General features: G+C 72.4%; 15 protein-coding genes and 1 tRNA gene. 15 read left to right on the top strand and 1 reads right to left on the bottom strand.

The genetic code is table 11. The features are described from left to right. Nucleotides 1-28 precede the first annotated feature (28 nt). From IT780_RS06640 to IT780_RS06655, 4 genes are all read left to right on the top strand, one after another. On the top strand, nucleotides 29-976 hold the full coding sequence (locus IT780_RS06640; protein ID WP_199510498.1) for a 4-(cytidine 5'-diphospho)-2-C-methyl-D-erythritol kinase: 948 nt from the start codon (nucleotides 29-31) through the stop codon (nucleotides 974-976). A 157-nt stretch (nucleotides 977-1,133) separates the two neighbouring features. Next, nucleotides 1,134-2,933, top strand: a complete 1,800-nt coding sequence (locus tag IT780_RS06645; protein ID WP_199510499.1) for an ABC-F family ATP-binding cassette domain-containing protein — start codon at nucleotides 1,134-1,136, stop codon at nucleotides 2,931-2,933. A gap of 79 nt (nucleotides 2,934-3,012) precedes the next feature. Next, nucleotides 3,013-3,474 carry a DUF4383 domain-containing protein gene (locus IT780_RS06650; RefSeq protein ID WP_199510500.1) on the top strand — a complete coding sequence of 154 codons (462 nt, stop codon included), beginning with the start codon at nucleotides 3,013-3,015 and terminating at the stop codon, nucleotides 3,472-3,474. Then, the gene (locus tag IT780_RS06655) at nucleotides 3,474-3,893 is read left to right on the top strand and encodes a DUF4383 domain-containing protein (RefSeq protein ID WP_199510501.1); all 420 of its coding nucleotides are present in this window, start codon (nucleotides 3,474-3,476) and stop codon (nucleotides 3,891-3,893) included. Before IT780_RS06650 ends, IT780_RS06655 begins: the two co-directional genes overlap by 1 nt. A 7-nt stretch (nucleotides 3,894-3,900) precedes the next feature. Here IT780_RS06655 and IT780_RS06660 read toward each other — a convergent pair whose 3' ends face one another. Beyond that, a complete protein-coding gene (locus IT780_RS06660; protein WP_199510805.1) occupies nucleotides 3,901-4,503 on the bottom strand; it encodes a TetR/AcrR family transcriptional regulator in 603 nt (200 codons plus the stop codon). A gap of 426 nt (nucleotides 4,504-4,929) precedes the next feature. Between IT780_RS06660 and IT780_RS06665 the strand changes: the two genes are divergently transcribed. From IT780_RS06665 to glmU, 11 genes are all read left to right on the top strand, one after another. Then, nucleotides 4,930-12,060 (top strand): type I polyketide synthase, encoded by a 7,131-nt coding sequence (locus IT780_RS06665; protein WP_199510502.1) that lies wholly within the window; start codon nucleotides 4,930-4,932, stop codon nucleotides 12,058-12,060. A 5-nt stretch (nucleotides 12,061-12,065) separates the two neighbouring features. Next, the gene (locus IT780_RS42580) at nucleotides 12,066-16,679 is read left to right on the top strand and encodes a type I polyketide synthase (RefSeq protein WP_199510503.1); all 4,614 of its coding nucleotides are present in this window, start codon (nucleotides 12,066-12,068) and stop codon (nucleotides 16,677-16,679) included. A gap of 11 nt (nucleotides 16,680-16,690) precedes the next feature. Beyond that, nucleotides 16,691-16,990 (top strand): acyl carrier protein, encoded by a 300-nt coding sequence (locus tag IT780_RS06675; RefSeq protein WP_199510504.1) that lies wholly within the window; start codon nucleotides 16,691-16,693, stop codon nucleotides 16,988-16,990. Then, nucleotides 16,987-17,757, top strand: coding sequence for an alpha/beta fold hydrolase (locus IT780_RS06680; RefSeq protein ID WP_199510505.1), 771 nt, complete (start codon nucleotides 16,987-16,989; stop codon nucleotides 17,755-17,757). Before IT780_RS06675 ends, IT780_RS06680 begins: the two co-directional genes overlap by 4 nt. An 8-nt stretch (nucleotides 17,758-17,765) precedes the next feature. Further along, nucleotides 17,766-18,707 (top strand): sulfotransferase family protein, encoded by a 942-nt coding sequence (locus IT780_RS06685; protein ID WP_199510506.1) that lies wholly within the window; start codon nucleotides 17,766-17,768, stop codon nucleotides 18,705-18,707. Next, entirely contained in the window at nucleotides 18,704-20,317 is a 1,614-nt protein-coding gene (locus IT780_RS06690; protein ID WP_233412272.1) for a hypothetical protein, read from the top strand. Before IT780_RS06685 ends, IT780_RS06690 begins: the two co-directional genes overlap by 4 nt. Nucleotides 20,318-20,467: 150 nt before the next feature. Next, nucleotides 20,468-22,156, top strand: a complete 1,689-nt coding sequence (locus IT780_RS06695; RefSeq protein ID WP_307831072.1) for a hypothetical protein — start codon at nucleotides 20,468-20,470, stop codon at nucleotides 22,154-22,156. 98 nt (nucleotides 22,157-22,254) lie between these two features. Next, a complete protein-coding gene (locus IT780_RS06700; RefSeq protein ID WP_199510508.1) occupies nucleotides 22,255-23,181 on the top strand; it encodes a CE1 family esterase in 927 nt (308 codons plus the stop codon). Nucleotides 23,182-23,214: 33 nt separating this feature from the next. Continuing rightward, nucleotides 23,215-24,090 (top strand): helix-turn-helix domain-containing protein, encoded by an 876-nt coding sequence (locus IT780_RS06705; protein WP_199510509.1) that lies wholly within the window; start codon nucleotides 23,215-23,217, stop codon nucleotides 24,088-24,090. 39 nt (nucleotides 24,091-24,129) lie between these two features. After that, a tRNA-Gln gene (locus IT780_RS06710) sits at nucleotides 24,130-24,200 on the top strand. A 67-nt stretch (nucleotides 24,201-24,267) separates the two neighbouring features. Next, a complete protein-coding gene (gene glmU, locus IT780_RS06715) occupies nucleotides 24,268-25,734 on the top strand; it encodes a bifunctional UDP-N-acetylglucosamine diphosphorylase/glucosamine-1-phosphate N-acetyltransferase GlmU (RefSeq protein ID WP_199510510.1) in 1,467 nt (488 codons plus the stop codon). Nucleotides 25,735-25,771: the final 37 nt, after the last annotated feature.

The following is a 25,771-nucleotide window of genomic DNA, read 5'->3' on the forward strand; positions in this document are numbered from 1 at the left end:
TCGGGTCCGCCGGTCTGGGCGTCGCTTCGTGACGGAGGCGTGGGGTCCGGACGACGACAAGCCTCGCCCGTCCGCGGGCCCGGTCAAGGTGCGGGTGCCGGCCAAGATCAACCTGCATCTGGGCGTCGGCCCGGTGCGCCCCGACGGCTTCCACGAGCTGAACACCGTCTACCACGCGATCAGCCTCTTCGACGAGCTGACCGCGCGCCGCGGCGACACCCTCGCGCTGACCATGGAGGGCGAGGGCGCCGGCGAGCTGGCGCTGGACGAGAGCAACCTGATCATCCGGGCGGCCCGGGCGCTGGCCCGCGCGGCCCGGGTTCCCGCCCACGCGCGCCTGCACCTGCGCAAGTCCATCCCGCTGGCCGGCGGGCTGGCCGGTGGCAGCGCGGACGCCGCGGCCACCCTGCTGGCCTGCGACCTGCTGTGGGGGACCGGCTTCACCAAGGACGAGCTCGCCGAGATCGGCGCGGAGCTGGGCTCGGACGTGCCGTTCCTGCTGCACGGCGGCACCGCCCTCGGCACCGGGCACGGCGAGGTGGTCAACCCGGTCCTGGCCCGCCCGACGACCTGGCACTGGGTGGTGGCGATCGCCGACGGCGGGCTGTCCACCCCGGCGGTCTACCGGGAGCTCGACCGGCTTCGCGGCTCGGCCGCCTCACCCCCGGCGCTGGACAGCCCGGACGCTCTCATGGCGGCTCTGCGCCAGCGCAGGCCCGAGGTGCTGGGCGCGGCTCTCGCCAACGACCTGCAGGCCGCGGCGCTGTCGCTGCGGCCCGCCCTGGCCGACGTGCTGAAGGCCGGCGAGCAGGCCGGCGCGGTCGCCGGCATCGTCTCGGGCTCGGGGCCGACCTGCGTGTTCCTGGCAACCGACGGCGGGCACGCGCAGCACGTGGCGGCGGAGCTGGCCGCGTCCGGCGTCTGCCGGGCGGCCGTGCCCGCCCGCGGCCCGATGCCGGGAGCCCGCGCGACCTGAGCGGGCGGGCCTCTCGCCCCGTCACCTGAGCGAGTCGGCACCTGAGCGGGCGGGCCTGCCGCCCGTGCGGCGCACGCTGACCGGGGCCGGGCCGGACCGGGTGGCCCGACCGGCCGTGCGGGTGCGGGTCGGGCGCCGGGATAGGCTGGGGAGCATCGTGGCCAACATCGTCAATCTGGACCGGGTCAACAAGGGTTACGGCGCCGCCGGTCAGCTGCTCACCGACGTCTCCCTCGGGCTGGACGACGACGCCCGGGTCGGCATCGTCGGCCTCAACGGCGCCGGGAAGTCGACCCTGCTGCGCATGCTCGCCAAGTCGGAGGAGCCGGACTCCGGGCGCGTCACGCACCGGCGGGACGTGCGCGTCGCCGCCCTCCCGCAGAACCTCACGCTGGCGCCGGGCGCCACCGTCCGCGACGTCGTGCTGGGCACCGCCTGGCTCGCCGAGGGGATGGGCGCCGAGCACGAGTGGGCCGGCGACTCAGGCGTACGCGAGATCCTCGAGGGCCTGGGGATGGGCTATCTCGGGCTGGAGTCCCCGGTCGGGCCGATGTCCGGTGGCGAACGCCGCCGGGTCGCCCTCGCCGCGCTGCTGGTGCGCGAATCCGACCTGCTGATCCTCGACGAGCCCACCAACCATCTCGACGTGGCCGGCGTGGACTGGCTGGCCCGCTACCTGCTCGGCCGGCGGGGCGCGCTGGTGGTCGTCACCCACGACCGCTGGTTCCTCGACGCCGTCTGCACCGCGACCTGGGAGGTCGTGGACGAGCAGGTGCACACGTACGAGGGTGGCTATGCGGCCTGGATCCTCGCCCGCGCGGAACGCCAGCGGATCGCCGCGTCGGTCGAGGCGCGCCGGCAGAACCTGCTGCGCAAGGAGATCGCCTGGCTGCGCCGGGGGCCGCCCGCGCGCACCTCGAAGCCGCAGTTCCGCATCGACGCGGCGAACGCGCTGATCGCCGACGTACCGCCGGTCCGCGACAAGGTGAGCCTGCAGCGGCTCGCGACCAGCCGGCTGGGCAAGCAGGTGTACGACCTCGAGGGCGTGACGCTCAAGGCCGGCCCGAAGACGATCCTGGACGACCTGACCTGGCAGGTGGGGCCCGGCGACCGGATCGCCATCCTCGGCGCCAACGGCGCGGGCAAGACCACGCTGCTGCGCCTGCTCGCCGGGGTCAGCACCCCGGACGGCGGGCGGCTGGTCACGGGTTCGACCGTACGGGCGGCCTTCCTGTCCCAGGAGCTCAAGGAGCTGCCGGGCCACCTGCGGCTGCTCGAGGCCGTCGAGGAGGTGGCCAAGCGCGTCAAGCTGGGCGACCGGGAGTTGTCCGCGGGGCAGCTCGCCGAGGTGTTCGGCTTCACCGACAAGCGCATCTGGACGCCGGTGAGCGACCTGTCCGGCGGTGAGCGGCGGCGGCTGCAGATGCTGCGTCTGCTCGCCACCGAGCCGAATGTGCTGCTGCTCGACGAGCCGACCAACGACCTGGACACCGACACCCTCGCGTCGCTGGAGGACCTGCTCGACTCGTGGCCGGGCACGATGGTGGTCGCCAGCCACGACCGCTACCTGGTCGAACGAGTCACCGACACCGCGTACGGGATGTTCGGCGACGGCCGCCTGGTGCACCTGCCGGGCGGCATCGACGAGTATCTGGCGCGCGCGGCGGGCACGCCCGTGACCTCCGTCCTGCCGGTGGCCGCGTCCCCGGTGCCGGCCGAGAGCAGTGGCATGTCGGCGGCGGAGCTGCGGGCGGCGAAGAAGGACCTGGGCCGGCTGGAGCGGCAGCTCGCCAAGCTCGAGGACCGGATCGTGAAGATCAACGAAGGGCTGGCCGAGCACGGCAGCGACTACGACAAGATCATGGAGCTGGACGCGCAGCTGAAGGCCGTGCAGGCGGAGCGGGCACAGGTCGAGGAGGCCTGGCTGGAGCTGGCCGAACAGGTGCCCGAGGCTTGATCCGGGGGTGCTCCTGCGCCCGTCCACCCGATGCGCGAGAATCACCTCGACATCTACCGAGCTTGGGAGACGGGACACCATGGCGCACACTCCGGTCAACCACCCCCTGCGGCCGATCTACCGCGCCCTGGGCGCGCTGACCGGCGTCTACTTCATCGTCTTCGGGATCGTGGGCATCATCGTCAACGCCGGTGAGGGCCTCTTCGGCAACGACGGCGGCCTGGTGCTGGGCCAGCGGGCCAACATGTTCTGGTCGATCGTCGCGCTGCTCGTCGGCGCGATCGTGCTGGCCGCCGCCGTGCTCGGGCGTAACTCCGACACCGTGGTGGACAAGTACTTCGGCTGGGGCCTGGTCGGCGTCGGGGCGTACGAGCTCGCGGTGCTGCGTACGGACGCCAACTTCCTGGACTGGAGCGTCGCGACGGTCGTCGTCACCTGGCTCCTCGCCCTGGTGCTCATCATGGCGGGGCAGTACAGCAAGGTTGCGCCGCCGTCGCGGGCCGGTGCGCCGCGTCAGGAGCGCGAGGCGCAGAACGCCTGATGGCTCACTACCCCCTCGACCACCATCTCCGTCAGCCGTACCGCTTCCTCGCCGGCGCCGCCGGGCTCTACCTCACCCTCTTCGGGGTGCTCGGCGTCGCCATGACCTGGGGTGAACCGTTCCTGCACCGCGGCTCCGACTGGGTGCTGGGGCTGCGGACCAACCCGGCCACCGCCTGGCTGTCCACGCTGGTCGGCCTCGCGGTGCTGGCGGCCGTGCTGCTCGGTGGCAACGTGCACCACCGGGTCAACGTGGTGCTCGGCTGGGCGCTGATCGCGTACGCGATGGTGTTGCTGGCGTTCCTGCAGACCGAGGCGAACGTCCTCAACGTCTCCATGGTCAATGTCATTGTTCTGACGTTGATCGGCCTCGTCGTGCTCACCGCGGGGCTCTACGGCAAGGTTGGCGACCGGGGCTGAGCCCGGCTCAGCGCTTCGTACGGGTCAGCGGGGTGGGTTTCGCCTCGAGGTTGGACAGGCCGTGCCAGGCCAGGTTGACCAGGTGCGCCGCCACGACCTCCTTCTTCGGTTTGCGTGCCTCCCGCCACCACTGGCCGACGAGCGCCACCATGCCGACCAGGGCCTGCGAGTAGAGCTCGGCGAACTTCGGGTCGAGGCCGCGGGAGGTGAACTCGGCGCCGAGGATGTGCTCGACCTGGTGCGCCACGTCGTTCATCACGCTGGAGAAGTTGCCCGCCGACTGCAGGACCGGTGACTCGCGGACCAGCACGCGGAAGCCGTGCGGCTCCTGTTCGATGTAGTCGAGCAGGGCCAGCGCCGCCTGTTCCAGCAGCTCGCGGGGGTGCCCCGCGGTCAGCGCGGTGGTGATGCGGTCGAGCAGGGCGCGCACCTCGCGGTCGACGACCACCGCGTACAGGCCTTCCTTACCGCCGAAGTGCTCGTAGACGACCGGCTTGGAGACCTTCGCCCGGGCCGCCACCTCTTCCACGGACGTCCCGTCGTAGCCGCGTTCGGCGAACAGCTGCCGCCCGATGGCGATGAGTTGCTCGCGCCGCTGGGTGGCGGTCATGCGGACGCGCGAGCCGCGGCGGCGGCCAGCCTCAGGGTCGGTCACTTCCACATCCTGCCAGGACGCGCCGGTCCGCGCGGTCCCCGCAACCTTGCGCGAAGGGGCAACCCGGGTGCGAAGGGGCAGCGGAAAGGGTCACCCGGCCGTTTCCGCTGTCATATCTCGTCACGTTGCGCACTGAGATCCACGCCATAGGTCAACAGCGCGAAAATTCTTCGGTCCCCCGTCGTGACCCGGGCGAACACGGGCGATTACGGCACCGTGGACGAAAGATTCTGCACTTTTTCCATCGAGAAGGTGTAACGCGTTCGTAACTAGAGATCGATAGCGTCCGCTGTCGAGCAACATTCACGTATCGACATTCTTTCCTCCCCCATGCCCTTGCCCGGCTGTGCAACCGTGTCCGAACGACGAGGCGGGAGTCCGATGAAGACAGAGCGACACACGAGGTCACTGGTCCTTGCCGTGAGCGGCGGCGCAGCGCTCGAACCGAGCCCGCACCAGGTCACCGCGGCGGCGCGGGCCGGCGGGGTCGGCATCCTCGACCTGGGCGCGGGTGACCCGTGGACGCTGCGGTTGCTGACCCGCGCGGCACGCCGGGCGCGCGACGGCATGGGCGTGCGGGTCACCGCCGCCTGCGCCGCCACACCGTCCGACGTGGAGCGCGCGGGCGGGGACGCGGTCGACCTGATGATCGTGGCCGCGGACGCCGGCTGGGACCTCACGGCGCTGGCCGAGCGCTACGGCGTGTACGCCGAAGTGACCACTCTGGACGAGGCGCGTGCCGCCATCGCCGCGGGCGCGCACGGGCTCGTCGCGCGGGGCATGGAGTCCGGCGGGCGGGTCAGCGAGCTGAGCGCGTTCGTGCTGCTCCAGAACCTCGCAGGGCTCGACGTGCCGGTGTGGGTGGCCGGGGGCGTGGGGCCGTACACCGCGGCCGCCTGCGTCGTCGGCGGGGCAGCGGGCGTGCTGCTCGACACCCAGTTGACGCTGCTGCCGGAGTCCACTGTGTCGGACGCCGCGCGCTCCGCGATCCGCCGGATGGACGGCACCGAGACCGTGCTGCGCGATGGCCTGCGTGGCCTCGAGAGCGACGGCGCGCTGCTCTCCGTCGGGCAGGACGGCTGGCTCGCCGCCGACTTCGCCCGCCGGTACGCCGACACGCCCGCCGCCGTACGGGGTGTCCGCGACTCGATCCTGCGGGCCCTGGAGCACGCGGACGCCGGTGACGTGCTCAGCCCGGGGGCGCCGCTGGCCCGTACGCTCGGCGTCGACCTGCCCGTCGCCCAGGGCCCGATGACCCGGGTGAGCGACGTCGCCGGGTTCGCCGAGTCGGTGGCCGACCGGGGCGGCCTGCCGTTCATCGCGCTCGCGCTCGCGAACGCCGAGCAGACGCGGCGGATGCTCACCGAGGCCGCCGCCGCGCTGGGTGACCGGCCGTGGGGCGTGGGCGTGCTCGGGTTCGCCCCCGAGCAGCTGCGTGCCGCTCAGATCGAGGTCATCCGCGAGATCCGCCCGAAGGTCGCGATCATCGCCGGTGGCCGCCCCGCCCAGGCCAAGGGCCTCGAGGCGGACGGCATCAGCTCGTTCCTGCACGTGCCGTCGCCCGGGCTGCTCAAGCAGTTCCTGCAGGCGGGCTCGCGCAAGTTCATCTTCGAGGGCGCGGAGTGCGGCGGCCACGTCGGCCCGCGCGCCAGCTTCCCGCTGTGGGAGGCGCAGCTGGGTGTGCTGGAGGAGTTCCTCGCCGGCCGTACCGCCGAGACGGCCGCGGAGCTGCAGATCTTCTTCGCCGGCGGCATCCACGACGAGCGGTCGGCGGCGATGGTGGCCGCGATGGCCGGTCCGCTCACCCGTCGCGGCGCCCAGGTCGGCGTGCTCATGGGTACGGCGTACCTGTTCACCGAGGAGGCCGTGACCCACGGCGCGATCCAGCCGCTGTTCCAGCAGCAGGCGATCGAGGCGACGAGCACCGCGCTGCTGGAGACCGCACCCGGCCACGCGACCCGGTGCCTGCAGTCCGGCTTCGTCGACGACTTCCACGACCTGCGCGAGCAGCTCGAGGGTGCCGGCGTGGAGAACCGGGTCGTCTGGGAGCAGCTGGAGATGCTCAACGTGGGCCGGCTGCGCATCGCCAGCAAGGGCCTGACCCGCGACGGCGACCAGCTGGTCACCGTGGACGAGGCCACCCAGGCCGCCGAGGGCCTGTTCATGGCCGGCCAGGTCGCCGTGCTGCGCGACACCGCCACGACGATCGCCGGGCTGCACGCCCAGGTGACCACCGCGGCCGCCGCCGTGCACGCCGACCGGGTCGCCGGGCTGCGCGTGGACCTGGGCCTCGACCCGGTGCTCGAGGCCGAGGTCGCCGACCCGCTGGACATCGCGATCGTCGGCATGGCCTGCGTCTTCCCCGGCTCGCCCGACCTTTCCAGCTTCTGGGAGACCGTGCTGACCGGCGCCGACCGGGTCGGCGAGGTGCCGGCCGACCGGTGGGACGCGGACACGTACTACGCGCCCGAGGTGGGCCCCGGGCAGGCCGGCCGGATCACCGTCTCCAAGTGGGGCGGCTTCATCGACCCCGTGCCGTTCGACGCGATCAAGTACGGCATCCCGCCGGCCGCGCTGGCCAGCATCGACCCGACGCAGCTGCTCGCGCTGGAGATCTCGCACCGGGCGCTGGTGGACGCGGGGTACGCGTACGACTCGGGCTTCGACCACGCGCGTACCGGCGTGGTGTTCGGCGCCGAGGCCGGCAGCGACATGAGCCAGACGCAGACGCTGCGGACGCTGCTGCCCGGCTACCTCGGCGAGGTCCCGGAGCAGATGGAGAATCTGCTGCCCACCGTCACCGAGGACACGTTTCCGGGCGTGCTGGCCAACGTCATCGCCGGCCGGGTGGCCAACCGCCTCGATCTGGGCGGCCCCAACTACACCGTGGACGCCGCGTGCGCCTCGTCGCTGGCCGCGATGGACTCGGCCTGCAAGGAACTGCGCGCCGGCGACAGCGACCTGATGATCTGCGGCGGTGCCGACCTGCACAACGGCATCAACGACTACCTGATGTTCACCTCGGCGCACGCGCTCTCCCCGACCGGCCGCTGCCGCACCTTCGACAGCACCGGCGACGGCATCGCGCTGGGCGAGGGCGTGGCGGCCGTGGTGCTCAAGCGGCTCTCGGACGCCGAACGCGACGGCGACCGCGTGTACGCCGTGATCAAGGGTCTCGGTGGCGCCAGCGACGGCCGGGCGCTGGGCCTGACCGCGCCGCGCGCCGAGGGGCAGCGGCGGGCGCTCGACCGGGCGTACGCCGGCGCGGGCATCTCCCCGAGCGAGGTGGGCCTGGTCGAGGCGCACGGCACCGGGACGGTCGTCGGTGACCGTACGGAGCTGGAGACGCTGACCCGGCTCTTCACCGAGAACGGCGCCCGCCCGGGCTCGGCGGTGCTGGGCTCGGTGAAGTCGCAGATCGGCCACACCAAGTGCGCGGCCGGCATGGCTGGCGTCATCAAGGCGGCGCTGTCGCTGCACACCGGCGTGAAGCCGCCGACGATCGGCCTCACCCGGCCGAACCCGGCGTGGAGCCCGGAGTCCAGCCCGTTCGCCTTCCACACCGAGACCCGGCCTTGGTCCGCGCCGGCCGAGGAGCGGTACGCCGGCGTCAGCGCGTTCGGCTTCGGCGGCACGAACTTCCACGTGGTGCTCGGCGCGCACGCCGCCACCGCGGACCCACGGCACACCCGTCAGCAGTGGCCGGCCGAGCTGTTCCTGTTCCGCGGCGCGACGGTCGAGACGGCCCGGCGCGGCGTGCAGAAGCTGCTCGACAAGCTTCAGGGCAGCGGCCGGCTGCGGGACCTCGCCGCCGCGGCCGCGCGTGAGTCGGACCCGCGGACCGGACCGGTGCGCATCGCCGTCGTGGCGTCCGACGTGGACGACCTGGCCGGGCTGCTGCGCCGGGCGTTGAACGGCGAGCACGACCCGCGTACCGGTCTCATCCAGCCGCCCACGGCCGAAGGTCAGGGGAAGGTCGCCTTCCTGTTCCCGGGCCAGGGCAGTCAGAAACCCGGCGCGCTGTCCGACCTGTTCGTCGCCTTCCCGGAGCTCCACGAGTACCTCGAGCTCGGCCGGGAGTGGGCGGACCTGCTGTTCCCGCCGACGGCGTTCGACGAGGAGACCGAGAAGGCCCAGCAGGACCGGGTACGCGACACCCGCGTCGCGCAGCCCGTGCTGGGCATCGGTGGTCTGGCCGCCGACCACGTCCTGCGGCGCCTCGGCGTACGCCCCGACATGGCCGGCGGGCACAGCTACGGCGAGCTCGTGGCGCTGTGCACGGCGGGCGCCTTCGACCCGGCCACGCTGCTGGACCTGAGCCGCGAGCGGGCCGCCGCCATCCTCGCCGCCGCGGGGGACGACCCCGGCACGATGGCCGCGGTGAGCGGCACCGCCGAGCAGATCTCCGCCGTGCTGGCCGCGGCCGGGCTGAGCGGTGACGTGGTGCTCGCCAACCACAACGCGCCGACGCAGGTCGTCATCTCGGGACCGACCGAGGCGATCCAGCGGGCGACGGCCGCGCTCAAGGAGGCCGGGCTGCGCGCCCGGGGGATCCCGGTGGCGGCCGCGTTCCACAGCCCCGTCGTTGCCGGCGGCTCCGACAGCTTCGCCGGCGTGCTCGCCACCCGGGAGATCGGCGCGCCGGCGTTCCCGGTGTGGTCGAACCGCAGCGCGGAGCCGTACCCGGCGGACGCCGCCGCCGTGCGCGAGGGTCTCGCCGGGCAGATCGGCTCGCCGGTCCGCTTCGTCGAGCAGATCGAGGCGATGTACGCCGCCGGCGCCCGCATCTTCGTCGAGGCCGGCCCGGGCCACGTGCTCACCGGACTGGTGGACGCGGTGCTCGGCGACCGCCCGCACCTGGTCGTCACCGTCGACGGCCGACCCGGGCAGGGCCTGCGTGCCCTGCTCACCGCCGCCGCCGAGCTGGCCTGCGCCGGAGTTCCCGTGCAGACCAGCTGGCTTTTCGCGGGTCGCGACGCCGGTGACCCGGCCGCGCCGGCGAGCAACCGCCCCATCTGGACCGTCGACGGCCAGGTGGTGCGCGACGGCAACGGACAGTGCCTGCCCGGCGGGATGACCCCCGCCCGGCGCATCGAGATCGGAGAAGTGACGATGACCGCAGCGCCGGGGCCCGAGGGCGTCCGCGACAGTCGCAGCGAGCTGGTCAGCGAGTTCCTGCGGACCAGCCGGGACCTCATCGCGACCCAGCGGGACGTGCTGCTGGCGTTCCTGGGCGGGGACGGTTCCGGTGGGCGGCTCGTGTGGCAGCCGGGGGAGACGCCGGCGCTGGCGCCCGTACCGGTCGCGGCGGCCGCCCCGATGGCCGCGCCGGTGTCCCCGGCGCCGGTGATGGCCTCCGCCGGCGTGCACTACCCGACGGTGGCCGAGACGGAGGCGGTGCTCGCTCCGCAGCCGGCGGTGGCGACACCCGGCATCGACGTCCAGGGCGCCGTGCTCTCCGTCATCAGCGAGCGCACGGGCTACCCGGAGGAGCTCATCGAGCTCGACCTGGACCTCGAGGCGGACCTGAGCGTCGACTCCATCAAGCGGGCCGAGGTGGCCGGCGAGGTCGCCAACCGGCTCGGCCTGGCGGTGGAGGGTGACGAGTCCGAGCTGGAGGACCTGGTCAAGGCCCGGACCGTCCGCGCGATGGTGGGCTGGCTCGACTCCAAGATCAACACGACGGCCCCGGTAGCGGCGGCCCCCGTCACCGCGGCGATCACGGCGCCTGCTGCGGCGGCTCCCGCGATCGACGTCCAGGCCGCGGTTCTCGCCGTCATCAGCGAGCGCACCGGTTACCCGGAGGAGCTCATCGAGCTCGACCTGGACCTCGAGGCCGATCTCAGCGTCGACTCCATCAAGCGCGCGGAGGTGGCCGGCGAGGTTGCCGACCGGCTGGGTCTCGCCGTCGAGGGCGACGAGTCCGAGCTGGAGGACCTGGTCAAGGCCCGGACCGTCCGCGCGATGGTGGGCTGGCTCGACACGAAGATCAACGCGTCTGCCGCCCCGGCGCAGGCTGTCGCGGCGTTAGAGGTCAGGGCCGAGGAGAGCGAGGCACCGCCCCGGCTGGGCATCGCGCCGCAGCGGCTCGTCGCCCGCCTCGAGCCCGCCACCCCGGCCGGGACGGCCGGAGCGGACCTGACCGGTTCCCGCTTTCTGATCACCGGTGGCGGGGCTGCCGGCGTACGGCTCGCCGAGCTGCTCAGCGAAGCCGGCGTGACCGCGGCGACCGGAACGCTCGCGGACGACCCGGCCGGCGCCGACGGCATCATCCTGCTCGACGGGCTCACCGAGGGCTCCGGCCCGCTGCTGCCGGACGGGTTCGGGTTCCTCAAGAACGCCCTCACCGGCGGGGCGCGCTGGGTCATCGCCGCCGGCCCCGAATCGGGCGACGCCCGGACGGACGGTCTGACCGGGCTGTTCCGCACGATCGCCCGGGAGTATCCGGAGACGGTCGCCCGCTACGTCGAGATGCCCGCGCAGACCTCCGCCGACGACCTCGCCGGTGCGCTGATGGAGGAGGTGCACGACGCCTCCACGGCGCCTGTCGTGTACCGCCGTGCGGAGGGCCGCCTCATCGGTCGGCTCACCGAGAGCGGCCTCGGGGTGCTCGCCGATGGCGGGGCGGGACCGGCCGGTGACGGCGTGGCCGAGGCCCGCGCGATCGGGCTCGACCAGGACGCGGTGGTGGTGCTGATCGGCGGGGCGCGGGGGATCACGCCGTGGTTCGCCCGTACGGTCGCCGCCGCCTCCCGCTGCCGGATCGAGCTGGTCGGGCGCACCCCGCTGCCGCAGACCGACGAGGACCCGGAGCTGGCCGCGGCCGGCGACAAGGCGGCGCTGCGGGCGGCGTTGGCCCGGCGCGGCATGCGCTCACCGGCCGACATCGACCGGGCGGCGTCGGCGATCCTCGCCGCCCGTGAGGTCAACGCGACCGTGGCGGAGCTGAGCGAGCTCGGCGCCGAGGTGCGCTACCACTCGCTCGACGTCCGCGACGACGAGGCGACCCGCCGGCTGATCAAGCGGATCCACGACGAGCACGGCCGCCTCGACGGCCTGGTCTACGCGGCCGGCATCATCGAGGACAAGCTCATCGGCGACAAGGACCCGGCCTCCTTCGAGCGGGTGTTCCGCACCAAGGTGGACGGCGCCCGGTCGGTGCTGGAGGCGCTCGACGCGTGCGGCGCCGCGCCGAAGTTCGTGGTGATGTTCGGCAGCATCGCGGCCGCGTACGGCAACCGTGGCCAGAGCGACTACGCCGCGGCCAACGACGCTCTCGACGCGATGGGCACCCGCTGGTCGCAGGCCACCGGGCGGCGCGCGCTGACCGTGCACTGGGGTCCGTGGGCGCCGGTCGGGCAGCACGGCGGCATGGTGACGCCGGAGCTGACCGCCGAGTACGCCCGCCGCGGCATCGGCCTCATCGACCCCGAGGAGGGCGCGATGAGCCTCCTGCGCGAACTCGCGTGGGGCGGCAACCCGTCGGTCGTGCTCACCGCGTCGGGCTGGTAGGCGCCGTGCAGCCGATCGCCATCGTGGGGATGGCGGCGATCTTCCCGGGCGCCGCCACCCTCGACCAGTACTGGCAGAACCTGGTCAACGGCAAGGACATGATCACCGATGTCCCCGAGGACCGCTTCGACGCGCTGTTCTACGACCCGGACAACGCGCACCGCCCCGACCGGCTCTACACGCGCCGCGGCGGGTTCCTCGACGACCAGGCCGTCTTCGAGCCGCTGAAGTTCGGCATCATGCCCAACTCGGTCGGCGACATCGAGCCGGACCAGCTCATCGCGCTCGAGGTGGCGGCGGCGGCGATCGCGGACGCGGGCGGCGCGCAGCGGCTGCCCGACGCCGACCGGATCGGCGTGATCCTGGGCCGCGGCGGCCTGCTCAACCCCGCCGCGTCCCGGTACGCCAACAAGGTGCGCATGGCCAGCCAGGTCATCAGCGTGCTCCGCGAGCTCATGCCGGACCTCGGTGAGGACCGTCTCGAGCTGCTGCGGGACCGCATCGACGAGCGGCTCGGCAAGCACCAGCCCGAGGGCACGATCGGGCTGGTGCCGAACCTGGCCGCGTCCCGGGTCGCGAACCGGCTGAACCTGCGCGGGCCGGCGTACACGATCGACGCGGCGTGCGCGTCCTCGCTGATCGCCGTCGACCAGGGCATGACCGAGCTGGACAACGGCCGGCTCGACGCGGTGCTGGCCGGCGGCGTGCACCACGTGCACGACATCAGCTTCTGGTCGGTGTTCAGCCAGCTGCAGGCGCTGAGCCGCAAGGGCGACATCCGCCCGTTCGACGCCGACGCGGACGGCGTGCTGATCGGCGAGGGCACCGGCATGGTGGTGCTCAAGCGGCTGGCCGACGCCGAGCGCGACGGCGACCGGGTGTACGGCGTCATCCGCGGCAGCGGTACCTCCAGCGACGGCCGCTCGGCGAGCATGTTCAACCCCGCCAGCTCCGGCCAGGTCCTGGCGATCCGGCGCGCCTGGGAGATGGCCGGGCTCGACCCGACCGCCCCGGACGCCCTGGGCCTGCTCGAGGCGCACGGCACGGCGACCCCGACCGGCGACGCGGCGGAGCTGACCTCCGTGGCCGAGGTGTTCGGGCCGTACGCCGGCGGCGAGAAGCCGGTCATCGGCTCGGTGAAGTCGATGATCGGCCACGCGATGCCGGCGGCCGGGGTGGCCGGCCTCATCAAGGCGACGCTCGCGGTGTACCACGGCGTCCTGCCGCCGACCCTGAACGTCACGAAGCCTCGCGCGGAGATGGCGAAGACCCGGTTCCAGCCGATCCCGGCGGCGCAGCCGTGGCGCAGCGAGGGACCGCGCCGGGCCGGCGTCAACGCGTTCGGCTTCGGCGGCGTCAATGCGCACGTCATCGTCGAGCAGTACGAGTCCGCCGCCGCCGTGACGGTCGCCGAGCCGGAGCGCATCCTCTGGCTCGCCGCCTCGTCCGTCGAGGAGATGGGCCGCCTGCTCGAGCGCCCCGATGTCCGCGACCTGGCCCGGCCCGGGACCGGTGGCCCGGTACGCCTCGGCCTCGTCGACCCCACCGACCAGCGCCTCGCCATCGCCCGCAAGATCGTGGCGCGCGGCGAGGCGTGGCGCGGCGGGCGCGACCTGTGGTTCACGCCGCGCCCGCTGCTCGGCCCGGGCGGCGGCAAGCTGGCGTTCGTGTTCCCCGGCGTGGAGGCGGAGTTCGCGCCGCGTACCGCCGACATCGCCGCCCACTTCGGGCTGCCGCACCGCGAGTGGACCGCCGAGGACCTCGGCAAGCACGGCTCCGGCCTGGTCGAGGTGGGCAAGCTGCTGGACACCGCGTTGCGGCGGATGAACGTACGCCCGGACGCGGTCGCCGGGCACAGCCTCGGGGAGTGGACCGCCGCGGCGGTCACCGGGCAGATGAGCACCCAGGGCGTCGACGCGTTCCTCGGCATCTTCGACGCCGACAGCGTGGAGGTCTCCGGGTACGCGTTCGCCGCGGTCAGCGCCCCGATGGAGACGGTGACGCCGCTGCTGGACGGCTACCCGGGCGTGGTCCTGTCGCACGACAACGCGCCCAACCAGTGCGTGGTGAACGGTCCCCGCGAGCAGGTGCAGCGCCTGGTCGACGACCTGCGTGCGCGGACGATCCTGTGTCAGCTGCTGCCGTTCCGGTCGGCGTTCCACACGCCGGTGTTCGCCGAGGGGCTGCAGGCGATCGGCGCGGCGCTGGGCCGCTGGGAGGTGCACCCGACCGAGGTGCCGGTGTGGTCGGGCACGATCTCCGCGCCGTTCCCGTCGGACCCGGACGAGGTCAATCAGCTCTTCATCCGCCACATGATCGAGCCGGTCCGGTTCCGCCGTACGGTCGGCGCGATGTACGACGCCGGCATCCGCGTGTTCCTGCAGGTGGGCGCCGGTCAGCTGGCCTCGCTGATCGACGACAACCTGCGCGACCGCGACCACCTCGCGATGCCGGTGAACGTGTCGCGCCGCGACGGCCTGGCCCAGCTGCGCCGGGTCGCCACGGCGTTGTGGGTGGACGGCGGCGACCCCGATCTCGACGTCCTGAACCCGGCACCCGCGCACCGGCCCGCGGCGAAGGTGAACGCGGTGGCCGAGCCGTCGGAGCGCAAGGGCCCGGCGGTCCGCCTCAACCTGGGCGGCCCGCTGGTGAAGCTCGGAGACGGCGCGGACCGGATCCTCGGGCTGGCCGACACCACAAAAGCGCCCGCGTCGGCGCAGCCCGCGCCCGCGCAGCCCGCGCCCGCGCAGCCCGCGTCCGCGCAGCTGGCGTCCGCGCAGCCGGCGCCCGTGCAGGGCAACGTCGAGGCGCACACCGCGGCGCTGTCCGCGCTGAGCAGGATGGCGGGCACGTCGAAGGCCGCGGCCGAGCTGGCCGCGCTGCTGCAGGAGACCGCCAGCGACGCGGTGACGGTCATGAAAGCGGGCGCCGCGCCCCCGGCGCAGCGACCGGTCATCCCGCGGCAGCAACCCGCACCGGTGCCCGCCGCGCCGGCGATCCCGCGGCAGCGAGCGGCGACGGCGCCGGCGGCGAGGCCGGTTGCGGCACCACCGCCGGTAACCGCTGGGCACGGATCGACGGTGTCAGCGAGGCCGGTAGCCGTACCGTCGAAGGAAGCGGAGGAAGTCCTCCTCAGAACGACCCTCGACGTCTCCGTGGAGACGATGCCCTACCTGCGGGACCACTGCTTCTTCGTGCAGCCGGACGACTGGCCGCGGGTGGAGGACCGCTGGCCGGTGGTGCCCGCGACGACCGTGGTGCAGCACATGATGGATGCCGCCGAGCGGGCGCTGCCCGGCCTCAAGGCCGTCACGGTGCGCGACGCGAAGTTCAACCGCTGGCTGATCGCGGCGCCGCCGCAGAAGGTCGACATCACGGTCAAGCGGTCCGGTGCGAACGCTGTCACCGTCATCTTCGGCGGGTACGCCCGCTCCACCGTGGAGATGGCGGCCGCCTACCCGGAGCCGGCCGAGAAGCCGTGGACGCAGGACCCGGCGACCGAGTTCCCGCCGACGGTCAGCGCCGAGCAGATGTACGCCGAGCGCCTCATGTTCCACGGTCCGCTGTTCCAGGGCGTCACCGACGTCCACGCGCTCGGCGACATGCACGTGCGCGGGATCGTCACCGCGCCGACGCCGCCCGGGGCGCTGCTCGACAACGCCCTGCAGCTCATCGGCAACTGGCTCATCACGACCCAGCCGTTCCGCACGGTGGCGCTGCCGGTCGGGCTGCGCCACGTCACGTTCCACGGGCCGCCGCCGGCGCCCGGCACGGCGTTCGACTGCGTCGCCCGGGTCCGCAAGATCACCGACGGTGAGCTCGTCGCCGACACCCAGCTGTCGGTGAACGGCCGGGTGTGGGCGCAGATCAACGGCGCCACCGACCGGCGGTTCGACAGCCACCCCACCGCGCGGGCCTGCGAGCGGTTCCCGGAGAAGTACCCGATGTCCCAGCGCCAGGACGGCGGCTGGACGGTCGTCTTCGACGCGTGGACCGACCTGGTCACCCGCGGCATGGCGGCGCGCGGCATCCTCGGCGGCGAGGCAGCGGTCGAGTACGAACGGATGCCCGGCGCGCGCCGCAACCAGTGGATGCTGGGCCGGATCGCCGCCAAGGACGCGGTGCGGTTCCGGCAGTGGGACGCCGGGCACACCGACGTCTACCCGATCGAGCTGACGGTGCGCAACGAGCCGAACGGCCGCCCGTACGTGCAGCTGCGACCGGGCCGCGGCCTGGTCGACTGCGCGGTGTCGATCGCGCACACCGGCGAGGCCGGCGTCGCGATCGCCGGCCCGGCGGGCGCGGAGGTGGGCATCGACGTGATCGAGATCGCCCCGCGCGAGGAGAGCACCTACCGGTACGCGCTCACCGACGCCGAACGCGCCCAGCTCACCGACGACCGCAGTTTCGCCCGGCTCTGGGCCGCGAAGGAGGCCGTCGGCAAGGCGCTCGGCACGGGGCTCGACGGCGCGCCCCGCCGCTTCGAGGTCTCGCTGGCCGCCGGCACGGTCACCGTCGGCGGCCGGGTCTTCCCGGTGGCCTGGCGGGAGATCGAGAACCCGCCGGAGCTGCCGCCGCGCCGATACGTCGTCGCCTGGACCACCACCGCACAGAAATAAGGAGCACCGCCATGCCCCTCGACCAGACCGCCACGATCCTCGCCGACGTCGCCGGGATGCTGCGTTCCGTGCTCGGCGACTTCGGCGACGACGCCGAGATCACCATGGACACCACCTTCCGCGACGACCTCGGCATGGAGAGCATCGACGTCGTCTCGCTGGCCGGGCGGCTGCAGGCCCGCTACGGCACCGCGGTCAACTTCGCGCTGTTCGTCTCGGGCCTGGACGTCGAGTCGGTGGGCGAGCTGCGCGTCGGCCAGCTCGTCGACTACATCGCCGACTCGCTCGCGAAGGTGCCGGCCACGTCATGAGCATGGTCCGGGCGAACGGGATCGCCCTGCACGTGGAGGAGGTGCCGCCGATCGGCGCCCACCGGGGCACGGTGGTGCTGATCCACGGCATGACCTCGGACAGCATGGCGAGCTGGTTCCTGACGCTGGCCCACCCGCTCTCCGAGGCCGGCATGCGGGTCCTGCTGTACGACCTGCGCGGTCACGGCCGCAGCGCCCGGCCGGAGTCCGGCTACCGGCTGGCCGACTTCGTCGACGATCTCGAGGCGCTGCTCGCGCACTGGGGCACCGACGGCCCGGTGTACCTGTTCGGCAACTCGTTCGGGGGCACGGTCGCGTTCGCGTACGCGGCCCGCCACCCGGCCGCGGTCGCCGGCATCGCCACGATCGAGTCGGCGCCGCCCACCGGGGAGTGGTTCGCCCGGATGGCGCGCCGGCTCGCCCGGGCCGCCGAGACGCTCGCGGACGCCGACGCGGTGGCCGCGAGCCGCCCGCTGGTGGCCCGGCGGATGCGTGCCGCGTCCGACCTGCTCGCCCAGACCAGCATCGGCGAGGAACTGCCGGCGAGTGACCTGCCCGACCCGGCGGCGCTCGCCACGATCGACTGTCCCGTCCTGTGCCTGTACGGCGGCGAATCGGCGGTCAAGGAGCTCGCGACCGCCACCGAGCGGCTGCTGCCGCAGTCGAAGCACGTCGTCGTCCCCGGCCAGAAGCACACCCTGCTCATCAAGGCTCCCGACCAGGTGCGCGCCGAGGTGCTGCCCTGGCTCGCCACCCACGTGCACTAGGAGGTCCGATGGACCGCGCCATCATCATCAGCAACGGCCGCTGTGGTTCCACCCTGCTCTCGGACCTGATCGTCGAGGAGCCGGAGACCTGCTCGGTCCAGGAGTTCTTCATGTCGGTGGCGCCGTGGAACCGGAGCACCGAGATCATCACCGGGCCGGCGTACTGGGACGTGCTCAGCGGCCCCAAGGAGGAGCTGTCGGTGCTGTTCCGCATCGGCGTGCCGCCCAAGGAGGTGCGTTACCCGGCGTCCGGCCGCTTCAACGACGACCTGGTCAACCTGCCGCGGATCCTGGCCATCACGCTCGCCAAGCTGACCGACGACCCGGATGAGCTGTTCGACCGGCTCGCCCCGCGGGTGCGCGCGTTCCCGACGCAGAGCGTGGGCGCGCACCACCAGGCGTTCCTCGACCTGCTCACCGAGCTGACCGGCAAGAAGCGCTGGGTGGAGCGCTCGGGCGGCTCCAGCCAGGTGACGACGTCGCTGCTGGAGAACTTCCCGACCGCGAAGATCGTGTACCTGACCCGGGACTGGGCGGCCACCGCGAAGTCGATGAGCCGGCACTCCTCGTTCCAGCTCGTGCAGCTGCGGGTCGAGGCGGTCGGACGGTACGGCGTGGACCCGCTCACCGCCGATCCCGCCGACGACATGCCGGAGGAGGTCCGCGCGTACCTGCCGGACCGGCTCACCGCCGAGTTCCTGCAGGAGCGCGGCCGGGACCCGAAGCGGTTCATGGGGCTGTGCGCGTTCATGAGCAGCCAGGCCGAGCAGGCGCTCGCCGATCACCCGCCGGCCCACCTGCACACCATGGCGTACGAGGCCCTGGTCGCGGACCCGGTGGGCGAGCTGACCGCCCTCGGCGCATTCCTCGGCTTCGCCGACCCGGCCGGCTGGGCGGTGTCGGTGGCCGACCGCGTCCGTAAGCCCGAACCAGTGGCGGTGCCGGCATGACTGCATTAGCCGGGTTAGCAGCTGTTCTGCTCGCGGTCTCACCCACCACGGTCGCGCAGGCCGACACCTTCGAGCTGCTGGGCAAGGCGGCGGCCGACGAGTGCTTCGCGGGCATCGGGCAGCCGTACCCGGCGGGGCCGCCGTGCGCCGAGGGCAAGCCGAAGGTCAACCAGGCGTACGTGTGGGGGCTGACCCGGGCCGGCCGGCAGGTCTGGTTCGGCACCGGCGCCAACACCCACTGCCTGACCAGCGGCACCAGCCTCGCCACGAGCGAGCCGGTGGTCAACGACAACTACGTCTGCGAGTACGGCGAGAGCCAGGTCGCCCGCACCCACCCGGCCGTGCCCGACGCGCTCGGCGACGTCCGCGCGCCGCAGGCGTGGCTGTACGACGCCACCACCGGCAGCCTCACCAACCGGTCCGGTGACATCACGGCCGCCTCCGACGTGGACGCCCGGCGGCTGCGCAGCACGCTCGGCCTGCGCGCGGCGGGCACGCTCAACGGTGTCGTGCTGTTCGCCGGGCCGAACCTGACCAGCACCCTCAACGTGTTCGCCTTCGACGCGGCCACGAAGCGCTACCTCGGCTCGCACACCTTCGCCCAGTACGGCAACGCCCGGACGTTCCTGGCCGCCGGGGGTTCCCTGTACCTCGGCGTGGGCATCGGCCCGGACGGCAGCCTCGGCGGGGCGGTGCTGCGCTGGCGCGGCAACCGGCTCACCCCGTTCCTCTTCGAACGGGTCGGCACGCTGCCCGCGCAGGCCGCCGACCTCGCCTACCAGGATGGCCGGCTGTACGCGACCACCTGGTCCACGGCCAAGCCCACCACGGACGCCCAGCTCGCCGGCGTGTGGCGCAGCCCGGAGCTGCCGCTGAACACCGGTGACACGGGCGCTTGGACCCAGGTGTGGAACGCCGGCAAGTACGAGACCGACCCGCTCATCAAGGGCACGTACGGCCTCGGCGGCGTCGCGGCGTACGGCGGCTGGGTGTACTGGGGCAGCATGCACGTGCCGCTCAAGGCCACCAAGGTGCACCAGACGACGTACCCGCAGACCACCCCGGAGGGGCAGCGCGCCCAGGTCCGCTTCACCCAGCGCGCGACGAGCATCTGGCGGGGACGGAACCTCGGCACCCCGCAGCAGGAGATCGAGCTGCTGTACGGCGAATCCGCCCTGCCCCGCTACACGCCCGAGACGGGCACCTGGGCTGCGGTCCCGACGGGCTGGACCGCGCGGTACGGCAGGTCCGGGTTCGGCAACACGTTCAACAACTACACGTGGCGGATGACCGTGGCCGGTGACCGCCTCTACGTCGGCACGATGGACTGGAGCTACCTCGTCCAGGACCTCGCCGAGGACGCGCCCCCCACCGACCCGGCCGGCTGGGGCGCCGACCTGTGGGCGTTCCCTTCCGCGGACGCCCCCGCCGAAGCCGTCGACACCCGCGGCCTCGGCAACTACCTCAATTACGGCGTCCGCACCATGGCCGCCGACGGGAACACCCTCTACCTCGGTATGGCGAACCCGATGAACCTGCGCACCGATCCCGCCGACTCCGTCCCCGAGGGCGGCTGGGAACTGAGAAGGCTCACGGTGCCCAACCCGTAACCCACGAACGTGGGTGGGTGGCGCTTCCCACGACGCCGCCCGCCCGCCCCATCCCCCGCGCCCCCGCGAACCCTTCGCGGCGGGCGCTCGCCGCGTCTCAGGAGGACGATTAAGTTGATCAATATAAGAAGACTTCTCGCCATAGGGTCGGTGGCCCTCGTGGCCGCCGGCTCGGCGATCTCGCCGGCGGCCGCCGCGCCGACCCGGCCCGAGTACAAGTTCAACCTGCTCGCCAAGGCCAAGCCCGACGAGTGCTTCAACGGCGTCGGCCAGCCCTACCCGGCCGGGCCGCCCTGCTCCACCGGCAAACCCAAGGTCAACCAGGCCTACGTCTGGGGCCTCACCCAGGTCGAGCAGACCCTCTGGTACGGCACCGGCGCCAACGTGCACTGCCTGGTCAGCGGCGCCACCCTCGACTACGTCAAGCCCACCGCCAACGACAACTGGACCTGCGAGTACGGCGAGAGCCAGGCGTCCAAGGACGACGAGGCGATCCCCGACTACCTCGGCGACATGCGCGCCCCCGAGGTGTGGACGTACGACCTCACCACCCGCCTCGCCGTCAACAAGAGCGCCGAGATCCGCGCCAAGGGCCCCGACGACGCCCTCCGGCTGTCCCACACCCTCGGCCTGCGCGCCGCCGGCCACATGGGCAACGTCGTGCTCCTCGGCGGCCCGGCGCTCGAGAACACGCTCAACATGTTCGCGTTCGACGCCACCACCCAGGAGTACCTCGGCTCGATCAACTTCCCGGACTACGGCAACATCCGGACGTTCCTCGTCGCCGACGACGCCCTCTACCTCGGCGTCGGCATCGGCCGCAACGGCTCCGCCGGTGGCGCGGTCTGGCGCTGGAACGGCGACACGACCCGGCCGTTCGACTTCACCACCGTCGCCGCCCTGCCCGTGCAGGCCGCCGACCTCACCGTCTACGACGGCCGCATCGCCGCCACCAGCTGGCCCGCCGAGCAGCCCACCAGCCAGGCGATGCTCGCCGGCCTCTGGGTCAGCCCCAAGCTCGCCGACGGCCTGCCCGGCCTCAACGACGAGGACAAGACCGGCTGGAAGCAGATCTGGAACGCCCGCCAGTACGAGCCGGACCGCGTCGTCTCCGCCACGTACGGCGGCGGCGGCATCGCCGCGTTCGACGGGTACGTCTACTGGGGCACCATGCACGTGCCGATGAAGAGCAGCACCGTGCACGCCACCGTCTACCCGCCCACCACCGACCAGCAGGCCAAGGACCAGGCCGTCAAGACCCAGCGCGCGATCAGCATCTGGCGCGCCAAGGACATCGGCCTGCCCACCCAGAAGGTCGAACTCGTGTACGGCGAGAAGACCCTCCCCGCCTGGGATCCGGCAACCTCCACCTGGTCGGACAAGACCACCAACTTCACGCCCCTGTACGGCAAGTCCGGCTTCGGCTACCTCTTCAACAACTACACGTGGCGCATGACCGTGGTCGACAACAAGCTCTTCGTCGGCACCATGGACTGGAGCTACCTCGTCAAGGACCTGCTGTCCGGCGCCGCCCCGCAGGCCCCGGTCAACAAGCGGGCCAAGAAGGCGCTCGCCGACCCGGACAACTGGCACATGCCGCTGATCAGCCCGTCGAACTTCGGCGGCGACCTCTACATGTTCCCGAACTCCAGCTCGCCCGCCCAGGCCGTCAACACGCGCGGCCTCGGCAACTACCTCAACTACGGGATCCGCAACATGGTCCCCAACGGCAAGGGCGGGCTCTACCTGGGCATGGCCAACCCGATGAACCTGCGTACGGACAAGCGCGACAGCAAGCCCGAGGGCGGCTGGGAACTCATCGAGATGACCAAGCGCTGAACCGTCTCCACAGTGCTGGGCGGGCCACCAGGCCCGCCCAGCCGCACTTCTGACCGCGCCCGTACGTTCCTCGAACATCGACGGAGAACGGTGACGACATGAAGAGACTGGCCGCCTTTTCCGTGGCGATCCTCGCCCTCCTCCTCGCCGGCTGCACCCGGCAGTCGTCACCGCAACCGCGGGTCTCCGAACCACCCGTCGGAAAGTCCAGCGGCACCATCACCGTCGACGGCCGGCAACGCACCTACCTGCTGTACCGGCCCGCCGCCGCCCGCGCCGGCGCGCCCCTCGTCGTCGTCCTGCACGGCGCCGTCGGCACCGGACGCCAGGCCGAGCAGGCGTACGGCTGGGACGCCGAGGCCGACAAAGGTGGCTTCCTGGTCGCGTACCCCGACGGGGTGAACCGCACCTGGAACGTCAGCTCCGACTGCTGCGGCGTAGCGGCCCGCGACAAGGTCGACGACGTCGGCTTCATCACCCGGCTCGTCTCCACACTCCCCGCAGACCCCGAACGCATCTACGCCACCGGCATCTCCAACGGCGCGATGTTCGCCTACCGCCTCGCCTGCGACACCGACATCTTCGCCGCCATCGGCCCCGTCGCCGGCACAATGATCAACGACTGCCCCGCACCGAAACCGCTCTCGATCATCCACATCCACGGCGACAAGGACCCCACCATCCCGTACGCCGGAGGCCCAGGCCGCCGCAGCAACGACGGCAAGGGACGCCTCCCCGTGAAGATCGACGGCCCCTCGGTGCCCTCGCTCATCGAGACGTGGCGCAAGACCGACAACTGCGCGCCCCCGGCAACCACCAAAGAGGGCGCAGTCACGACGTCGACATCGACCTGCCCGGACGGCCGCGCGGTCGACCTGATCACGGTCGCCGGCGCAGGCCACCAATGGCCCGGCTCTCGCCCGACCCCGGTCGCCGAGCGCATCTTCCACCTCGACCCACCCTCCACGGCGATCGATGCGACCCCGACCATCTGGCAGTTCCTCAACGCCCACCCCAAGCATTGACATCGAGCTGTAGGTGCGCAGTAATGTACCTACATGCAGACATCCGAAACGGGTGATCCGCGTGCGGTCGAGGCACGGCGTCTGCGCGCGGAAACCCGGATCTCCCTGGCTCAGCTCCGCAAACACTTCGGCGTCAGCCGCGACACCATGGCGGCCTGGCTCTGGAACGAACCCACCCCGGAATGGACCCGCCGGCCCAACGCCAAGGACGACCTTCGCGACCGGGCCGTCGACCTCCGGCATGCCGGATACACCGTCCCGGAGATCGCCGCCGAGCTGAACGTCTCCAAGTCCACGGCGTACCTCTGGGTGCGGCACCTGCCCCTCGACGAGACCAGCGAACGTGCACACGAGCGCCGCAGCGAACACTCCCGGCGCATCGCCGAGACCCGCTGGGAACCCCTCCGGCAGAAACGCGACGCCGACCGCGCAGCCACCAATGAAGCCGAAGCCGCCTGGGTCGGCGCGCTGTCCGACCGGGAGGTGCGCCTCCTCGGCGCTGTCGCCTACTGGTGCGAGGGCGCCAAGTCCAAGCCGTGGGAGCCGAACCGGTGTCGCGTCACTTTCATCAACAGTGACCCCGCGCTCATCCTGCTGTTCATCCGGTTCGTCGAGTCCTTCGGGCAGGATCGTGACGCCTTGAGATACCGCGTCAGCATCCATGAATCCGCCGACGCGGAGGCGGCGGGTCGATGGTGGGCCGCGGTGGTCGGTGTGCCCTTCGCGATTTTCCGCCGACCCACTCTGAAGACGCACAATCCGTCCACGGTCCGGTACAACGTCGGGGATCCTTATCGAGGGTGCCTCGTGGTGGATGTGCCGAGGTCACGCCAGCTCTACTGGAGGATCGAGGGCATGATGCGAGGCGTCGCGTCCGCGACCGAGCTCGGGGGAGACGCTACTATGTAGCCCGCGAACATGACCTCTAGCGTTATGTCCGCTTTGCCCTCCCGGGTCGTCTAAGGGCAGGACATCATACTTTGGCTATGATTATAGGGGTTCGAATCCTCTCCCGGGAGCTCTTCATCCGCGGCTGAGTTGGCGCCGCGTCTCTGAACCGCCACACTGCGAACAATGGAGTCCCGCGTGAGCCAGGCCCCGAGCCGCACCGTCGTCGTCCTCGCCGCCGGTGAAGGCAAGCGGATGAAGTCCGCGACGCCCAAGATGCTGCACTCGCTGCTCGGCCGCACCCTGCTCGGTCACGTCCTGCACGCCGCCGACGCCGCGCACGCCTCCCGCACGGTCGTGGTCGTCGGGCACAAGGCCGACCAGGTGCGCGCGCACCTCGCCGAGATCGCGCCCGGCGCGACGCCGGTGCTGCAGGCCGAGCAGAACGGCACCGGGCACGCCGTACGCATCGCGCTGGACGCGATCCCGGAGGCGGCCGGCACCGTGGTGGTTTTGAACGCCGACGTGCCGCTGCTGCGCCCGGAAACCGTGGAGGCCCTGGTCGCCGCGCATGAGTCGGCCCGTACGGGTGCGACCGTGCTGGCCGCCGAGGTGGCGGACCCGACCGGTCTGGGCCGGATCGTGCGCGACGCCGAGGGCAACCTCGAGCGGATCGTGGAGGAGCGGGACGCCTCGCCGGAGGTCCGGGCGATCCGCGAGATCAACGCGGGCATCTACGTGTTCGACGCCACGCTGCTGCGCGAGGCGCTCGGCAAGCTGTCCACCGACAACGACCAGGGCGAGGAATACCTGACCGACGTGTTCGGCATTCTCGCGTCGGTCGGTCACCCGGTCGGCGTGTACGTGGCCGCCGACGCGCAGGAGACGCTCGGCTGCAACGACCGGGCCGAGCTGGCCCGTCTCCGGGCGCTGCTGCGCGACCGGGTGAACACGGCGTGGATGCGTTCCGGGGTGTCGATCCTGGACCCGGCGACCACGTGGATCGACGTGACCGTGACGCTCGAGCCGGACGCGGTCGTGGACCAGAATTCCCAGCTGCAGGGCTCCACCACGGTGGCGACGGGCGCGGTGATCGGCCCGGACACGACCTTGATCGACACGGTGGTCGCGGAGGGCGCGACGGTGTTGCGGACGCAGTCCGTCGGCGCGCAGATCGGGCCGGACGCGACCGTGGGCCCGTATTCGTACCTGCGTCCCGGCACGCGGCTGGGCCGTAAGGCGAAGGTGGGCGGCTTCGTCGAGACCAAGAACGCCGAGCTGGGCGCCGGTGCCAAGGTGCCGCACCTCTCGTACGTGGGTGACGCCACGATCGGCCCGAAGTCGAACATCGGGGCGGGAACGATCTTCGCCAACTACGACGGCGTCAACAAGCACCACACGACCGTGGGTGAGGCGGCGTTCGTGGGCAGCGACACCGTGCTGATCGCCCCGGTGGAGATCGGCCCGGGCGCGTACGTGGCCGCGGGCAGCGCGGTCGCCAAGGACGTACCGGCGGGCAGCCTGGGGGTGACCCGCGCGCAGCAGCGCAACATCGACGGGTGGACGGCCCGCAAGCGGCCGGGGACGGTGTCGGCGGAGGCCGCGGAGGCCGCCGAGCAGAAGGTGGCGGCCGAGCGGCCGGCCTCGCCGGACCCGACCGCGTAGCGGCGCCGCGCCCGCCGGCCGAGCGCGTCCCGTGTTC

Origin of the sequence: Nucisporomicrobium flavum (assembly GCF_016464385.1) — a bacterium.
GTDB classification, from domain to species: Bacteria; Actinomycetota; Actinomycetes; order Mycobacteriales; family Micromonosporaceae; genus Actinoplanes; species Actinoplanes flavus_A.

Bases quoted from the DNA above. Each gene is read 5' to 3' on its own strand.
- IT780_RS06675 (WP_199510504.1), top strand. From the start codon at position 16,691: ATGCCCCTCGACCAGACCGCCACGATCCTCGCCGACGTCGCCGGGATG.
- IT780_RS06665 (WP_199510502.1), top strand. From the start codon at position 4,930: ATGAAGACAGAGCGACACACGAGGTCACTGGTCCTTGCCGTGAGCGGC.
- IT780_RS06680 (WP_199510505.1), top strand. From the start codon at position 16,987: ATGAGCATGGTCCGGGCGAACGGGATCGCCCTGCACGTGGAGGAGGTG.
- IT780_RS06650 (WP_199510500.1), top strand. From the start codon at position 3,013: ATGGCGCACACTCCGGTCAACCACCCCCTGCGGCCGATCTACCGCGCC.
- IT780_RS06685 (WP_199510506.1), top strand. From the start codon at position 17,766: ATGGACCGCGCCATCATCATCAGCAACGGCCGCTGTGGTTCCACCCTG.
- IT780_RS06705 (WP_199510509.1), top strand. From the start codon at position 23,215: ATGCAGACATCCGAAACGGGTGATCCGCGTGCGGTCGAGGCACGGCGT.
- IT780_RS06655 (WP_199510501.1), top strand. From the start codon at position 3,474: ATGGCTCACTACCCCCTCGACCACCATCTCCGTCAGCCGTACCGCTTC.
- IT780_RS06660 (WP_199510805.1), bottom strand. From the start codon at position 4,503: ATGACCGCCACCCAGCGGCGCGAGCAACTCATCGCCATCGGGCGGCAG.
- IT780_RS06690 (WP_233412272.1), top strand. From the start codon at position 18,704: ATGACTGCATTAGCCGGGTTAGCAGCTGTTCTGCTCGCGGTCTCACCC.
- IT780_RS06700 (WP_199510508.1), top strand. From the start codon at position 22,255: ATGAAGAGACTGGCCGCCTTTTCCGTGGCGATCCTCGCCCTCCTCCTC.